The organism is Methanosarcina sp. KYL-1 (assembly GCF_024372725.1).
Taxonomy (GTDB): Archaea; Halobacteriota; Methanosarcinia; order Methanosarcinales; family Methanosarcinaceae; genus Methanosarcina.
Genome location: NZ_VOUA01000004.1, coordinates 185,276 through 201,215, shown reverse-complemented (window position 1 = coordinate 201,215; position 15,940 = coordinate 185,276). Strand labels below are relative to the sequence as shown.

The window sequence follows — 15,940 nt, the reverse complement described above, 5'->3', positions numbered from 1 at the left end:
GATATCGTATATATATACAATGTTAGATATAATGGGAAGAGACATAAAGAGAGAGGGAATCAGAATGGAGTCATCATTACTGGACGTTCTCTTTCTTTCGGAAAAAAGGAAAAATCTCCTTCTGCTGCTCCTTGAAGGACCAAAGAACATCGAAGAGATCAAAGATACACTTGATGTTCGGTCAAGCCCTATAATGACCCAGATAAAGATCCTCATGAAGCACGACCTTATAGTTGAAAACAACCGGCTCTACAAACTGTCAAATATAGGGGAGATTCTGGTCCCCAAGATGAGGACAATTCTCGAAACATTCAACGTTTTTGATAAAAACCATGAGTACTGGATAAACCAGGACATGACGTCAATTCCTCCGGAGTTTCTGGACCGGATCGGGAAGCTTGGAGATTATACGGAAGTGAACCCTGACCGCAACCATATCTTTGAATACCCCAAAGAAGTGGTAAAGCACTTATCGGAATCCCAAAAGGTGATGATCTCCTCGTCCTTTTTCCTGCCCATCTATCCGTCCCTCTGCATCGAACTTGCCGCCAAGGGTACGGAAATCACCCTGGTGTTTACGGAATACGTCTACGACAGGATGCTGAACGATTACAGACGGGAACTCGAACATTTCCTGAACCTTAAATATACAAAGCTCTACGTCTGCAACAACAACAACATGAAAATCGCCTCAAGCATCGTCACGGAAAATTTCATGGCGCTTTCCCTCTTCTGCAACAGCGGGATCTACTACAACCATAACCTGGTAAGCTTCGATGAAAGTGCACTTAAATGGGGCAAGGAACTTTTTGACCATTACAAGAGCATGGCAAGGCCGATTTCCAGAGTTTGAGTAAAGAAACCGGAATATTCTTCCGGAGAACAGGGAGTTCGGAACAGGAGAATTCCCGTCCATACATCTTAAAAGAGCCGTCTGTTTAAACCCTCAATTCCATGAACAATTTTTCCCTCCGTACGTTTTACTCTTTTATAGGCTTGCCTTTTGACAGTACTGCAATTTCTTGTAGTCCATTAGTCATATTACATCGTTTTTGTCCCCGGGGATCAAGCCCGGAATTTAAGCCCGGAATTTAAGCCTGGAATTTAGGTCCGGAATTTAAGCCCGGAATTTAAGCCTGGAATTTAGCCCGGCTTTTATTTATTTTTTGTTTCCGCAGTCAAGAGAAGTAATTCTCAGGCCAGCCAGATCATTCCTCCAAATCCAGGCTCTCTCTACGGTATTCAGATGGCAGCTTTTTTGGGGTTTAATCCGGACAAAGCAAATGTAACCACATAGTTCAGTTACCCCTAAAAACCTCTTTAGACCTATTTTTCAGATCCCTGCGCTCTCACCGTCTGCGAAGCAGACGGCCTTTTCCAAAAACATATTTGAATGGATAAAAAGAACATTACGATGACTGAGGAAGTATATTTGAATGAATAAAAAGGGCATCAGGATGACTGAAATAATACAGATGGACAAAAAAGATCCAATTGACTGAAAAGGGCATTAGAATAACTAAAAAAGTTATCCTGATGACTGAAATAATGCATTGATAACACAAAATATTTGGTTGACTAAAAAGGGTATTGGAATGACTTAAAAGGTCAGTGAGATGACTAAACGGCATATAAGAAGGGGATTCAGGGTGCCTTAAAAGTGTATTTGCATGAATAAAAAAGCATCCTGGAAACTGAAGATAGGGGGATCAGAAAAATAAGGATTTAATTTTGAATCGATCTGCCAGTATCCCTCCGAAGAGATTCTTATGGAACCTCTGCCCTGCAAATTGTGCAGGAGATCTGCCCCCAAATAACCCAAAAATCTTTAAAAAAAATTGTCCAAAAAAGATAGGATATCTAACTAAAGCTCTGAAATACATTTTTAAAATTTATCTTAAAATAAATAAAAATTAATTGTTAAAGTTTCGCTGTGAACACAATAAATATAGTAAATTGTTAAATCAGAAAATCCCGATCTTGAGCCGGATTCTAGACCTTTATCTTATTCCCTAACACAATCAAAAGCCACTATATTCAGGAGATCAGCCCCTGCCCGGGGGAATTACCCGGCTTTACAGTCCAATGCAAAACCTCATGCAAAGTCACAAGTTCTTTTTTTCAAGGCACCTGACACTTGATTTCACTTCAGTTTAATGTAATGGCAACGAGGGAAAAGAAACAGAAGAGTTGGATTTTAGAGGGCACCTGCTGGCTTTTTAGCAGGACAATATAAAATAAATGATCAGTAACATAGTAAGAATTTTAATTACATATATTAATAATTTATATACAATAAGAAACATTTTTTAGATATGTTGAGAATTGTTTTAACTGTTTAAGATTGTTAACCACTTTAGGATGTATAGAAGAAGCTTACCCTAAAAAACTGTAAAGGGAAAACTATGAAAAAAGCATTAAAAACCCTCAGTATATTATTGATAATCTGCTTTATTTTTAGCCCTTCGCTGGCTTCGGCAGATTCAAACTTTTTTTTACAAAACACAAGTTCAGGAAACTGGGAAACAACAGTTTCACCTGAAACAGTATTACCTGAAATTGAAATGCTGAATGGAGAAACCTTCCTTGCACCGGAAAACCCCGAATTTATCCGATACCGGGAAAATGCGGCAAAAGGAATGCAGGTCCGGGTTGAAAAAGCATCAACCGAAAAGTATTCGGTTCTCTCCGCTTTTTCCACTGAAATCCCGGCTGCAGAACCCACTCTAGGACTTGTCCCTGCCCCTGTGGACCTTTCCCACCTGTCCAGCACACAGGACTTCCAGGAAGGAGTGGAAGAAATTGCCTTATACGCGGGTGAAGATGTCGGAGCACCTGCCCTGTATGACCTCAGGGCCCTGAACCGGGTAAGCTCCGTAAAAAACCAGGGATCTGCAGGGGTCTGCTGGGCCTTTGCAACATACGCCTCTCTTGAATCATACCTCAAACCGGGAGAAGAAAGGGACTTTTCCGAAAATAACATGAAAAACTTACTTTCCTCAGCATATCCCGACGGTTTCGACCGCGAACATGATGACGGAGGAAACCACTTTAAATCAACGGCATACCTTGCCCGCTGGACCGGGCCTGTGGACGAAAAAGACGACCCTTACGCCCCAACTTCAGGATACTCGCCTGCCGGTTTGCCGGCCCGGAAACACGTCCAGGAAGTCCTTTTTCTTCCAGACAGGACCGGGTACCTGGACAACGACGACATAAAATGGGCAGTCCAGAACTACGGGACGCTGTACACTACCATGTACTACAGCAGCAGCGATTACAACTCCCTGGAACACAGCTACTACTATAGAGGCACCCTGGGCGCCAACCATGCGGTGGCCATCGTGGGCTGGGACGACTCCTATGACAGGAATAAATTCTCCCAGGTACCCCCCGGAGACGGGGCTTTCATAGTAAAAAACAGCTGGGGAACCTATTGGGGCGAGAGCGGATATTTCTATATTTCCTATTATGATTCGAAGATCGGCCGGAGCAACGCCATCTTTACCGCGGAAGCCGCAGACAACTACGAAGAAGTTTACCAGTACGACCCCCTCGGCTGGGTGAGGACCACAGGCTATGGGAAAAGCGTTGCCTGGGGAGCAAATGTCTTCAGCGCAAAAGCCGAAGAAAGCCTCAACGCCGTGAGCTTCTATACAACAGGATCGAACACCGGGTACGAGATTTATATTTATACGGACCCTGAAAACGGCCCCCTTAACCCTGCAGGCCCTGCCTTTACGGTAAGCGGGACAATCCCGGCTGCAGGTTACCACACCATACCCCTGGAAACCGGAGTCCAGCTGAGAGAAGGCCAGAAATTTTCAGTGGTGGTTAAGTTCAACACCCCGGGTTACTACTACCCGATTGCCCTGGAGGCCCCGGTCTCCGGCTGGAGCAGTAAAGCCACGGCAAACTCCGGAGAGAGTTATATCAGTTCCGACGGGAAGTTCTGGACCGATGCCACGAAAAATTATGCAAATTCGAACGTCTGCATCAAAGCTTTTACAGGCAGGAGTTCGGAACCCTCGCCTGTAGAAAAGCCTCCTGTAGCCGGGTTCTTTGCGGACAAAAGGGTGGGGCAGACCCCGCTGACAGTCCTTTTTGCAGACGAATCCACCGGAAGCCCCACAGCATGGAAATGGGAATTCGGGGACGGATACACATCAACACAGCAGAACCCCACCCACACATATGAAAACGCGGGAAGCTACACAGTGAAACTTACGGCAAGCAACCCGGCAGGAACAGACACTGAAACTAAATACGGGTACATAACTGCAGAAGAAACAGTTAGTCCGCCTGCTGCCGGGTTCTTTGCAGACAGGACATCAGGGCAGGCACCTCTGGCAGTAAGGTTTGCCGACATAAGCACAGGGAGCCCCACAGCATGGAAATGGGAGTTCGGGGACGGATACACATCAACACAGCAGAACCCCACCCACACATATGAAAACGCGGGAAGCTACACAGTAAAACTTACGGCAAGCAACCTGGCAGGAACAGACACTGAGACTAAATACGGGTATATAAGTGTGGGAGAAGCAGCCGGACTTCTAAAAGCTGATTTTTCCGCAAACCAGAGAGCCGGAAATGCACCCCTGACAGTCATATTTACCGATGAGAGCACAGGGGATCCGACCTCCTGGAGATGGGAATTCGGGGACGGATACACCTCAACCCGGAAAAAACCGTACCATATTTACAAGAATGACGGGAGCTACACGGTAAAGCTTACGGTGAGCAACTCGGCCGAAACGGACACGGAAACAAAATACGCATATATAACCGTGGGAAGCGGCCAGGAATCTCCGGATTCGGCCTTTTCTGCGGATGTCACAGAGGGAAAAAACCCTCTTACCGTCAGGTTTACAGATGAATCTTCCGGGAACCCATCGTCCTGGACATGGGAGTTCGGAGACGGATACACATCAACCCGGCAAAACCCCGAACATACTTACTTAGAGGCAGGGAGCTACACAGTAAAACTCATTGTGGGCAATTCGGCAGGCACTGACACGGAAACAAAAGACTCATACATAAATGTGGAAAACGCCGCAGGGCTTCCTGAGGCTGAATTTTCCGCGGATAAGACGTCAGGACAGGCCCCTCTAGGAGTAAGTTTTACAGATAAAAGTACGGGTGCCCCCACAGCATGGAAATGGGAGTTCGGGGACGGATACACATCAACCCGGCAGAACCCCACCCACACATATGAAAAAGCAGGAAGCTACACAGTAAAACTTACGGCAAGCAACCCGGCAGGAACCGATACGGAGACTAAATACGGGTACATAACTGTGGAAGAAACAGCCGGACTTCTAAAAGCTGATTTCTCCGCAAACCGGAGATATGGGAATGCACCCCTGACGGTCTTGTTTTCCGACAAAAGCACGGGAGATCCGACAGCCTGGAAATGGGACTTCGGGGACGGGTACACCTCAACCCGGAAAATGCCCTACCATATTTACAAGAATGCCGGAAGCTACACAGTGAAACTTACAGTGAGCAGCGCTGAAGGGACGGATGTGGAGACAAAGTACGCATATATAACCGTCACTTAAACCCTTTAACCCAAACCCATTAAGCCAAACCCTTTAACCCAAACCCAGTAAGCCAAACCCAGTAAGCCAAACCCTTTAAGCTGCTGGCTTATAAATAGAAAAAACTTAGGCCAAAAACGGGAATAATGAAGGAGGGTTAAAAAAGATATACCCCTCCTGAATACCCTGGAAATAACCTGCAACTGAGAATATGCCTGTGATTTTCGAAAGAATTACAGGCAGCTTTTTTGAATGGAAGGTGGGCAAGGAAACCTGTGGAACGTTTGCGTCAGGCCCCAAACCCAGAAAAAGACCTGTTCAGCTCACCCTGACGGTCATGTTCATAGCAGGCACGTCTCTCACACCGAAATGATAGACTCCGGCCTCTTTGAACGTATAACTGAAAGGAACACTGTACGACAGTTCCGTATCCTCAAAGAGCCCTTCTTCACTGAATAGCACATAAAGATCACCCTGCCTTTTGTAGCTCCACCAGGAAATAGTATCCCCTCTCGGGATATCAAGCTCCGAAGGTCTAACCACTTCATAATACTCAAGGCGCATAACGTGTTCTTCGCCCTGCCCTACAGAAGTGCTTTCTTCGGTCTCTTCAGATACAGCTTCCGTGACCACCGCACCATCTTCCCCCGGCGCAGGTCCCGAACCATCCTCCGCACAGCCGGAGGCAAATAAGAACGCAAGTACCAGGAACAAAACCAAAAACTTCCCTTTCATAAACATCCACTATCCTTCATGCTTCATTGTATGAGTTTTTATAAGGTTCGACTTTTTTAAGGTTCAATAATAATCTTACATTATCTTTTGCCTATTTATTCATATACATTTAACGATCTGTTTCAACTGTCTGCTTCGCTTCCTATTTATGTTCCCGTCTCACCCCATTCATACCCCCATTTCAGCCACTCTTCAGTCATATAACAGGTACGAATACAGCCTCAAAAACATTATTTGATCTATTTTTTATTTCTTATGGGGAAGCGCCGCCGGGCACGCGTGCGGGGCATTTTATAGAATTTGGATTGAAAAGAGGTATAAGGGGTTCATGAATAATTTCAACTGATTAATAAGGAACCACAAAAAAGTGAGCTTGAGGAAAAACCGGAAGCTAAGGGGCAGAAAGCAAATTCAAAGATAGAAAGAAAAGAGCAAAAAAATAATCAAAAATAAAAAATTACGTCCCGACTGAGAATTGAACTCAGGTCTAAGGCTCCGCAGGCCTCAAGGATATCCGCTACCCTACCGGGACGCACTGAACAAGCGAACACCATCCATAAGCACATTCAATGATATAAAGTTTATTCCCCGAAAGCCTGGAAGCCCCTTTCCGGCCTGGCCGGGAATTTCCGGGGGTTTGCCTGAAAAACCTGTTTCCCTGGCATCAATATCAATAAAGATTAAATGCAACTAGTTCGTTTTTATAATTTATGTCGATGACAATAGGACTTGCAGGAAAACCCAATGCCGGGAAATCCACTTTTTTCAAAGCTGCAACCCTTGCAGATGTTGAAATTGCAAATTATCCTTTCACAACCATCAATGCCAATCACGGCGTAACTTACGTGCGGACGGAGTGTCCCTGCAAAGAAAAAGAAAAAACCTGCGGGAAGTGTCTGGACGGGGTCAGGCTCGTCCCGATTGACATCATTGACGTTGCGGGGCTGGTCCCGGACGCATACAAAGGGAGAGGGCTCGGAAACACTTTCCTGGACGAGCTGCGGCAGGCCCAGGCGATCATCCACGTGGTCGACGCCTCGGGAGGGACGGACGCGGAGGGTAATCCCGTAGAGGTGGGGGACCATGACCCCCTCGAAGATGTGGCCTTCCTGAACAGGGAAATTACCATGTGGCTCTACGGGATCCTGGAGCGGAACTGGTTCAAGCTTTCCAGGAAAATCCAGGCTGAAGGGCTCAAGCTGGAGATCGTGATTGCCGAACAGCTGGCAGGAGCAGGGATAAAGGAATCCCACGTAAACGCCGCCCTTATGGAAACCGGGCTTGCCCGGGTGGACCACGTAAAATGGAGCGAAGAGGACATGATCCGGCTCTGCGACTCCATGAGGGAAATCAGCAAACCCCTGCTCATTGCCGCAAACAAAGCCGATGTCGCCCCCCGGAATAACCTGGAAAAACTGGAGGAACTTGACAGGATAGTCGTGCCCACAAGCGCAGCCGCCGAACTTGTACTGAAGTCTGCAGCAAAGAACGGGGCAATAAAGTACTCCCCCGGCGACGGGAGTTTCGATCTGCTGAAAGAAGACCTCACAGCCGCCCAGAAAAAGGGACTTGAAGCCATCCACAAGGTAATTGAGCGGCTTGGCAGCACCGGCGTCCAGGAATGCATCAACAGGACAGTCTTCGAACTCCTGGACCTGATCGTGGTCTATCCCGTGGAGGACGAGGGAAAATGGAGTGATAAAAACGGGAATATGCTCCCGGATGCATACCTCATGAAACGGGGTTCCACCTGCCACGACCTGGCCTACCAGATCCACACTGAAATAGGGAACCGGTTCCTGTATGCAGTAGATGCCAGGACCAGGCTCAGGCTAGGGGAAAAGCATGAGATGAAAGACGGAGATGTAATTAAGATCGTATCCACCGCAAAGTAAATACAGGAAATGAAGGAGCCTCTTTTCATCCAATTAAAGGGATTTTCAAGATGAACCGGCTTTCTTTTGCATATCCGCTCTACGAGCGATACCTTACATGGCAGATGGCAAAATCCTCTTCGAATACCCCGGGGCACATAGCGGTCATTCTCAAGGAAACCGACCTCCTGGACCCCGAGGGGATGGAAAAGCTCCTGTCGGCTCTCCTCTACTTAGAGAAGTTCAAAGTCAAACTCGTAAGCATTTATGTGGATATCCTCAATGCCGACCCCGAACTAAAAGCAGAACTCGCATCCGGGCTCGGGGCCAGGCTTGAAGAGAGCTTTGCCGGCCTTCCGGAAACCGTGGGATACGAAATCTGCGGCCTTGGGGGGGAAGTGGAAAAGCAGAGAAAAGGTGGGGACTTTTTCGTATACGTCTCGCTGGGCTTCGGAGGCAGGGGGGAGATAACAAGGGCTGTGCTTTCCATCCTGGAAGATGTGAAAGCAGGAAATGTCAGGCCTGAAGAAGTGGATGAAAAATTGCTTGAGTCCCGTCTCCTTATCAGGCACGAACCCGACATCATTATCCGTTCGGGAGGACAGAAACTTGCGGATTTCCTGGTATGGCAGTCGGTGTATTCGGAACTGTATTTCACGGACGTAAACTGGAAGGAAGTCCGGAAACTTGACCTCCTCAGGGTGATCAGGGATTTTCAGAAAAGGCAGAGAAGGTATGGGAGGTGAGCTTGCTGGAGTTTGGAGATAAACCGGGAGAATTCCGGTATATGGTGATTGTATGTCCCAGATGCAGGGAACATGCCCAGATAACCGAAGCCGGGAAAAAAACCCTTAGCTGCCAGCACTGCGGGGCTCGCCTGCAGGCCAGGAAACTGAGAGTATTGTATTTTTCCGAGGAACTGGCCGAAGCAGTGGCATTCAGGACCAGCCTCCAGGCCAGGCTTTCGGGAAAAGGGAAAGAAGGGACTGCAGGAAAATTCTCTTTTGCGGAGCCAATTGCCGGGAAATCCTCTTTTGCGGAACCAATTGCAGGAAAATCCTCTTTTGCAGAGGCTATTGAAGAGGAAAGTCTCTTTACAGGGCCGGAAGCTTCTAAACACGGAAACAAAAGGTCCCTTACCGAAAACGCCGGAAAAGAAAAGACCTGTAGTGAAAACGCCGGAAAAAAGTCAAAAGTGCCAGCAAGCCGGTCATCGGAAGCAACGCCCCCTAAAAAAGCCCCCAGGATAATTGTTTTGGGGCTCCTTGAGGCTGCCGGAGGAAAAATGAAGCTTGAAGACCTACGGGAAAAAACCCTTGAGAAAGGGATTTGCCCGGAAAAATTCGATAAGACCCTTGAAAAGCTTCTGGAAGCAGGCAATATATATTCCCCTGCCCCCGGAGAAATAAAACTGGTGTGAACTACTGCCGTCTTATGAACTACTGTCGCCTATTACCGGCGTATGAATTGTTATCGCCTTAACAATGACAATTTAGTTACGGAATTTATAAGGGACCAGACATTTAAAGAAAAGAGAATATGAATTCCCATGAGATTGGTTTCCCCGGATTTTTACGGGACCTTTTCTGAGTTTCCGGAGACAAACTTAGACAAACTTATATTAAGTACGAAAAGATTTACTATAATTGAATATTTAAAATCGATGTTGAATCCGCTTTAAGAAGCGGAACGAGAATCAGCCAGACCAGAAATTATTATATTTATCTTAAACGTTTCATCTGAAACTCGTTATTGTTGGTCGTGGGTATTATCACGATTATCCGTAAAGGTCATGTTTATCGATACTAAAAGTCATGTTTATCGATACCAAAGGTATAACGGGATTTACAAGGGAATAACGGTTACAAGGATATAACGGTGTTTAACATGATGGATCCGCAAATCGAGCGAAAACTCATAGAGATCATGAGGGTGATTCACGAAAGTGACAAACCCATAGGAGCCCGGGCTATAGCTGATGAACTGAATAACAGGGGCTACGATATAGGAGAAAGGGCTGTTCGCTACCACCTGAGGATCCTTGACGAGAGGGGTTTTACGCGCAAGCACGGGTATGCCGGGCGCACACTTACGGAACTGGGAGAAAGCGAAATGAACGACGCCCTCATAGGAGACCGCTTCGGTTTTGTGATCTCCAGGATAGAGGAGATGGCGTTTCGGACAACCTACAACCCCGAAACCAACAAAGGGGACGTGGTGGTAAACATATCATATTTTGATAAGGATGATTTCGAAACCGTCGTTGATGTGCTTTCATACACGGCCCATTCCGGGTACATGATAAGCCCCAGGGTCAGGATCTTTGAAGAGGATACGGAGGCGGAAATTTATCTCCCTCCGGGGAAAATCGGAATTGCTACCGTCTGCAGCGTTACGTTTGACGGGCTCTTCCTGAAAGCCGGGATCCCTGTGGAACCGGCATACGGAGGAATCCTCCAGATTGAGAACAGGAAGCCCTCCCGCTTTCTGGACCTGATCTCTTACAGCGGGACGTCCATCGATCCGATAAAGATCTTTATGAGTAGAAAACCTACCTCAGTGCTCGATGTGCTTGAGAAAGGGGAAGGCAGAATCCTTGCCAATATGCGACAGATCAATGCTTCAGCTTACGACCAGGCTCTGGAAATAATAGGAAAAGCAGAAAAAGCAGGGTTAAAGGGCTATCTCCCTCCGGGGGAAGTGGACGAATTTTTGTTTGGGGCTCCTGTAGAAACAGGAAAGTTCGGGATTGCGGTCGCGGGAGGAATTAACGGGATCTGTGCCCTTGAAGAAACCGGGGTTGCAATTGAGACAAACCCGATTTCAACCGTGCTGGAATATCAGACCATGTCCGAACTCTGAGGCAGAAATTCTGAGGCCGGAAATGATCCGCCTGAAAGTGATATACGATAACGAGGCAAAACCCGGGTTTACAGGGGGCTGGGGCTTTTCCGCCCTGCTTGAAACGGAGGCGGAAACCCTTCTTTTCGACACGGGATGGGACGGGACCCTTCTCCTGGAAAACCTTGAGAAAATGGGAGTCTCCCTGCCCGATGTCCGGAAACTTGTCCTTTCCCACCAGCACTGGGACCACATAGGAGGCCTGCCCGAAGTCCTGAAAGCAAACCCCGGGCTTACGGTCTACGTGCCTTCATCCTTTTCCAAAAACCTCAAAGCGGAAATCGCAAAAAGGGCAAAACTTGTGGAAATCGGAGAAGCCCAGCAAATTTCCCCCGGCATCCGGAGCACAGGCGAACTCGGGGATAAAATCAAGGAGCAGTCCCTCCTTCTCGACACAGGAAAAGGGCTTTATGTGCTTACCGGCTGCGCCCACCCCGGGCTTGCCGAAATCCTGGGAGCAGCACGGCGTTTCGGGAAAGTGAGGGGAATAATAGGTGGGCTCCATGACAGCAAGGAATTTGGCGAACTTGAGGGGCTGGAACTGATAGCTGCAGGACACTGCACCACCCATAAAGAAGAGATTAAAGAACTGTACCCCGCCGAATTCGTTGAAATCGGGGCAGGACTTTGCCTTGAACTCGAGTGAGTTATTCTTATATTCCGTGACTTTACTTATTTATTCAGTGATTTTACACTTGAGATATTTTTTATTCAGCGATTTTACACTTGAGATATTTCTTAAAGGATTAAATTTGAATTTTTGAGATTTATCTTCTGCTTCTGAGAAGAAAATGTCCGGATGTCAGGAGGACATATAACTAGAAATATGATGCATCCTTAAAAATAATACAGGATTTATGCGGGGAAAGCGGGAAGTTAAACAGAGGTGCCGGAGTCACTGGAGATTTGCCGGTTTTCTTGCTTTATAAGAAATATAAAAGTGCGTGAATTTTTTTAATAACCTGGTTTTTAGATAAGCGGATTTTGAAGGACTGCTTTCTCCGGATACGGAAAAAAGGGAAGGGAGCCGTAAAGGAAAGAAATTGAGGGAGAAAAAGAACAATGTTGAAAATAGAGGACCTGACGGTGGAGGTCAATGGGAAGACCCTGCTCCGTGACGTCAACCTGGAAGTCAAAAAAGGGTATACCAATGTGCTTTTCGGGCCGAACGGGGCGGGAAAATCAGCCCTTATGAGGACGATAATGGGCTTTAGCGAGTACAAAGTCGTGAAAGGCAGGATCCTGTTCAACGGAGAAGATATTACCGGCCTGCCGGTAGACGAAAGGGCCCGCAGGGGGTTAGGAATTATGATGCAGCGCCCGCCTGATATGTCGGGGATCAAGCTCAGGGACCTTGTGAAAGCGGTGTCAAAAGAAAAGAAGGACCCTGAAAAACTGGCAGAAAACCTTGATATGAAGCGTTTTCTGGACAGGGATGTAAATGTGGGCTTTTCTGGAGGGGAAATCAAACGTTCCGAACTCCTGCAGCTTGCAGCCCAGAACCCGAGCCTCTACCTTCTGGACGAACCTGAGTCAGGAGTGGACCTTGTAAGCATAGAACAGGTAGGAAAGACGATCAGGGAACTGCTTGAAGACGGACTCGAGTGCCCGGGGGAGCGCTGCACAAGAGGGAAATCAGCCCTTATTATCACCCACACCGGCCAGATCCTTGATTACGTGCAGGCGGACAGGGGGTACATTCTCTGCAGCGGGACAATCATGTGTTCCGGAAATCCCCTGAAACTGCTTGAAGAAATAAAGAGCAAAGGATACGAGGAGTGTATAAAATGCAAGCTGATGAGGTGAACCTGAAAAAGAGAGCCGAGAGTGCAGCCGAAAAAAAGGCGGCTTTCGGAGAGGATTTTGAGCTGGAAAAATTCGGGGAAGCTTCGAAGGTCAGCAAACCCGTCGAAGACCTTCAGGTCCTGGACGAAGAAAGCAAAAAGACCCTGCTCCAGGTAGGGGTAATCCCCAGCGGGGAAGGCAGGGCAGGAAGCCTCCTGATGCTGGACAACGCAATCTCGCACTCTTCTCTCAAAGACGAAAGCGTGGAACTCACGTCTACCAAAAAAGCCCTGGAAAAGCACGAATGGCTAAAAGACTACTTCTGGAAACTCGTGCCCGTGGATGCGGACAAGTATACGGCAAAGACTTACCTTGAAGATGCCGACGGGTACTTCATCCGGGCGCCTGCGGGCAGGAAAAGTGCCCTTCCGGTCCAGACCTGCCTCCTCCTCGGAAGCAAAAAGGTCTCCCAGACCGTGCACAACATCGTAATAGTCGAAGAGGAAGCCCAGCTCGACATCATAACGGGGTGTACCACAAAAAAAGGCGTGGAAGAAGGGCTGCACCTGGGAATTTCCGAGATGTACGTTAAAAAAGGAGCCACCCTTAACTTTACCATGATCCACAACTGGGCCGAGCAGATAGGGGTCCGCCCGAGGACCGTGGTCCATGTAGAAGAAGGCGGGACTTTCATAAGCAATTACATCTGCCTCAAACCCGTGCGTTCGGTCCAGACCTACCCCACGGTCAGGCTCGAAGGAAAAGGAGCCGTAGCCAGGCTCAACACCATCGCAATTGCCCATCCGGGCTCCGAACTTGACCTCGGGAGCAAAGCCCTCTTCAATGCCCCGGGAACCAGAGCCGAACTCATCTCCAGGACAATCACCACAGGCGGGAAAGTAATCGCAAGAGGTGAAATGATAGGCAATGCCAAAGGTGCAAAAGGGCACCTGGAATGCAAAGGGCTGGTCCTGAGCGAAAAAGGCAGCCAGAGGGCAATCCCCATCCTGGAAGCAAACGTGGACGACATTGAGCTGACCCATGAAGCAGCCGTCGGAAAGATTGCCAAGGATCAGGTGGAGTACCTGATGGCAAGGGGCCTTAGTGAAGAAGAAGCCGTGGGCATGATTGTGCGCGGGTTCCTGGATGTAGGGATCAGAGGAATCCCGGAGGAGCTGAGAAGCGAAATTGAGGATACGATCACCCAGACGGCTCTCGGGATGTGAACGCCTCTCATTGAGAAATTCGGAAAAAGATCGAAACGGAATATCAATAGAAATATCAGTTGGAATATATCGGAATATCAATCGGAATATCAATAGAAATATCAATCGGAATATCGAGCCGCGAAATCAACAATAGTTTAATTAAAAAAGAGGTGTGGAGCCGGCAGGGAAAAAGGATCAAACCTGCCGGCTGTTTTCGTGGAGTATTGTGGAGTATATGTGGATTTCAATGAGCTGAAAGCATGACTCAGGACCGGATTTCTTTGTGGAGAAGAAACCAGGGAGCAAGTACCGCTCATTAAACCGCAATTTTCAAATTAAACAGGGGATATAAAAAGGTATCCGTCCCAGCCAGGAAATGGCCAGCTATTGAGACAATAGTAGAAAAAACTCTGTGGATTAAAAAGACACTAACACAAAAAGAGAAAAAAGACAGCTATTCCGGATAAGATAGATTTACGGAAAAGACCCGGAGCCCGGGGAACCAGGATAATGATTAATCAAGTAGATTTGATTTAGATTTATTTATGAATAATCCGGAGATTCCCGGAATAGGAATTATTCGGGGCGATTTAAAGGCCCAATAAAAAGCCGTATAAAAAGCCCAATAATGATAAAAAAGCTACAGTGCTTATGTTTTGTTGAAGACTGTAATTCAGACCCACCATTTTATATTCGATGCTGTGATAATAATACAGTACCGTAATATTACAGAGGGATGGAATGATAGACTTTGCATGCAAGGAGTTCAAGGTAGAAGACGTAATAAAATGCGCCCTGAACCTTACCAGGGCTGACCTGAAGGTATTGAAGCACTTCATAAACGATACCGAACACTGGTTTGACACTGACACCCTTTCAAAAGCCCTGAAACTCGACATCTCTACGGTCCAGCGCTCCGTCAAAAAACTGCATGAAAAGGAGATCCTGCAAAGGTCACAGCAGAACCTGGACGGGGGAGGCTATGTCTTCATCTATAAAGTCCATTCAAGAACAAAAATCAAAAACATAATAATGGGCGTTGTCCAGAGCTGGGCTGAGAGGCTAGGGCAGGAACTGGAGCAATGGGAAAGCAGAGCCTGATCACCCTCTCAAACCTCCCGGGATAACAGATACCCGGAAATTCCGGCCCTTATCGAAAGCCTTTGAAAAGGTCGGCATGATCCTTGCCGTCACCTGCCTCGTCACAACTTAAACTGTAAGTTACCCATGAGGCAGGGCAGGGATATTTTCTAACTCACTCGTTTTCTACCTAATGGTCACCCACTCTCTACTTGATGGTCACATGTTCTTTATTTATGTTATTTATTCAACGGTCACCCACTCTCAATTTGAAGGTCACTTGTTCTCGATTTGACAGCTGAAGCTGCCTGAAACATTTCCCTTTCAGGAATACTAATGGGAATCAAGAAATTACAGAACTTCGGTTTTTTGACGGCAGGATTCCGTACTTCTCAGCGTATATATATGGCGGCCAACTTATAACAGTACTGCAGTAGTTATGAGGTAATGCGATGATAGATTTTGCCTGTAAAGAATTCAAGGTAGAAGACGTAATAAAATGCTCCCTGAACCTTACAAGAGCCGACCTGAAGGTATTGAAGCATTTCTTCAATGACACTGAACACTGGTTTGACACTGACACTCTTTCAAAAAAACTTGAACTCGACATCTCCACAGTCCAGCGTTCCGCCAAAAAACTGCATGAAAAAGAGATCCTGCAGAGGTCACAGCAGAACCTGGACGGGGGTGGCTACATCTTCATATATAAAGTCCATTCGAGAACAAAAATCAAAAACATAATCATGAACGTTGTCCGGACCTGGGCTGAGAGGCTCGGGCAAGAACTGGAACAATGGGAAAACGGAGCTTGATA

General features: G+C 47.1%; 12 protein-coding genes and 1 tRNA gene. 11 read left to right on the top strand and 2 right to left on the bottom strand.

Going from position 1 to position 15,940, the window contains the following annotated elements; all coding sequences use genetic code 11:
* Positions 1-64 precede the first annotated feature (64 nt).
* On the top strand, positions 65-853 hold the full coding sequence (locus FTO70_RS05650; protein WP_255334740.1) for a winged helix-turn-helix domain-containing protein: 789 nt from the start codon (positions 65-67) through the stop codon (positions 851-853).
* A gap of 1,711 nt (positions 854-2,564) precedes the next feature.
* Entirely contained in the window at positions 2,565-5,564 is a 3,000-nt protein-coding gene (locus tag FTO70_RS05645; RefSeq protein WP_255334739.1) for a PKD domain-containing protein, read from the top strand.
* Positions 5,565-5,861: 297 nt separating this feature from the next.
* Here FTO70_RS05645 and FTO70_RS05640 read toward each other — a convergent pair whose 3' ends face one another.
* Both FTO70_RS05640 and FTO70_RS05635 read right to left on the bottom strand, forming a co-directional pair.
* On the bottom strand, positions 5,862-6,278 hold the full coding sequence (locus FTO70_RS05640) for a cell surface lipoprotein (protein ID WP_255334738.1): 417 nt from the start codon (positions 6,276-6,278) through the stop codon (positions 5,862-5,864).
* Positions 6,279-6,738: 460 nt separating this feature from the next.
* Positions 6,739-6,810: transfer RNA gene (locus tag FTO70_RS05635), tRNA-Arg, on the bottom strand.
* 178 nt (positions 6,811-6,988) lie between these two features.
* Between FTO70_RS05635 and FTO70_RS05630 the strand changes: the two genes are divergently transcribed.
* The 9 genes from FTO70_RS05630 (at position 6,989) to FTO70_RS05590 (ending at position 15,938) form a co-directional block, all read left to right on the top strand.
* The gene (locus tag FTO70_RS05630) at positions 6,989-8,173 is read left to right on the top strand and encodes a redox-regulated ATPase YchF (RefSeq protein WP_255334736.1); all 1,185 of its coding nucleotides are present in this window, start codon (positions 6,989-6,991) and stop codon (positions 8,171-8,173) included.
* 50 nt (positions 8,174-8,223) lie between these two features.
* The gene (locus FTO70_RS05625) at positions 8,224-8,898 is read left to right on the top strand and encodes an undecaprenyl diphosphate synthase family protein (RefSeq protein WP_255334735.1); all 675 of its coding nucleotides are present in this window, start codon (positions 8,224-8,226) and stop codon (positions 8,896-8,898) included.
* Positions 8,899-8,939: 41 nt separating this feature from the next.
* Complete coding sequence (locus FTO70_RS05620; protein WP_255334734.1) at positions 8,940-9,572, top strand: hypothetical protein; 633 nt, start codon at positions 8,940-8,942, stop codon at positions 9,570-9,572.
* Between the two features lie 467 nt (positions 9,573-10,039).
* A complete protein-coding gene (locus FTO70_RS05615) occupies positions 10,040-11,014 on the top strand; it encodes a DUF128 domain-containing protein (RefSeq protein ID WP_255334733.1) in 975 nt (324 codons plus the stop codon).
* A 22-nt stretch (positions 11,015-11,036) separates the two neighbouring features.
* Entirely contained in the window at positions 11,037-11,699 is a 663-nt protein-coding gene (locus tag FTO70_RS05610) for an MBL fold metallo-hydrolase (protein ID WP_255334732.1), read from the top strand.
* 416 nt (positions 11,700-12,115) lie between these two features.
* Positions 12,116-12,859 carry an ABC transporter ATP-binding protein gene (locus tag FTO70_RS05605; protein WP_255334731.1) on the top strand — a complete coding sequence of 248 codons (744 nt, stop codon included), beginning with the start codon at positions 12,116-12,118 and terminating at the stop codon, positions 12,857-12,859.
* On the top strand, positions 12,841-14,064 hold the full coding sequence (locus tag FTO70_RS05600) for a SufD family Fe-S cluster assembly protein (RefSeq protein WP_255334730.1): 1,224 nt from the start codon (positions 12,841-12,843) through the stop codon (positions 14,062-14,064). The genes FTO70_RS05605 and FTO70_RS05600 overlap by 19 nt, the downstream gene beginning before the upstream one ends.
* Positions 14,065-14,787: 723 nt before the next feature.
* Complete coding sequence (locus FTO70_RS05595) at positions 14,788-15,147, top strand: helix-turn-helix domain-containing protein (RefSeq protein ID WP_255334728.1); 360 nt, start codon at positions 14,788-14,790, stop codon at positions 15,145-15,147.
* A gap of 431 nt (positions 15,148-15,578) precedes the next feature.
* A complete protein-coding gene (locus tag FTO70_RS05590; RefSeq protein WP_255334727.1) occupies positions 15,579-15,938 on the top strand; it encodes a MarR family transcriptional regulator in 360 nt (119 codons plus the stop codon).
* The last annotated feature ends 2 nt before the right edge of the window (positions 15,939-15,940 follow it).

Bases quoted from the DNA above. Each gene is read 5' to 3' on its own strand.
- FTO70_RS05650 (WP_255334740.1), top strand. From the start codon at position 65: ATGGAGTCATCATTACTGGACGTTCTCTTTCTTTCGGAAAAAAGGAAA.
- FTO70_RS05610 (WP_255334732.1), top strand. From the start codon at position 11,037: ATGATCCGCCTGAAAGTGATATACGATAACGAGGCAAAACCCGGGTTT.
- FTO70_RS05620 (WP_255334734.1), top strand. From the start codon at position 8,940: ATGGTGATTGTATGTCCCAGATGCAGGGAACATGCCCAGATAACCGAA.
- FTO70_RS05600 (WP_255334730.1), top strand. From the start codon at position 12,841: ATGCAAGCTGATGAGGTGAACCTGAAAAAGAGAGCCGAGAGTGCAGCC.
- FTO70_RS05640 (WP_255334738.1), bottom strand. From the start codon at position 6,278: ATGAAAGGGAAGTTTTTGGTTTTGTTCCTGGTACTTGCGTTCTTATTT.
- FTO70_RS05630 (WP_255334736.1), top strand. From the start codon at position 6,989: ATGTCGATGACAATAGGACTTGCAGGAAAACCCAATGCCGGGAAATCC.
- FTO70_RS05590 (WP_255334727.1), top strand. From the start codon at position 15,579: ATGATAGATTTTGCCTGTAAAGAATTCAAGGTAGAAGACGTAATAAAA.
- FTO70_RS05615 (WP_255334733.1), top strand. From the start codon at position 10,040: ATGATGGATCCGCAAATCGAGCGAAAACTCATAGAGATCATGAGGGTG.
- FTO70_RS05625 (WP_255334735.1), top strand. From the start codon at position 8,224: ATGAACCGGCTTTCTTTTGCATATCCGCTCTACGAGCGATACCTTACA.
- FTO70_RS05605 (WP_255334731.1), top strand. From the start codon at position 12,116: ATGTTGAAAATAGAGGACCTGACGGTGGAGGTCAATGGGAAGACCCTG.
- FTO70_RS05645 (WP_255334739.1), top strand. From the start codon at position 2,565: ATGCTGAATGGAGAAACCTTCCTTGCACCGGAAAACCCCGAATTTATC.
- FTO70_RS05595 (WP_255334728.1), top strand. From the start codon at position 14,788: ATGATAGACTTTGCATGCAAGGAGTTCAAGGTAGAAGACGTAATAAAA.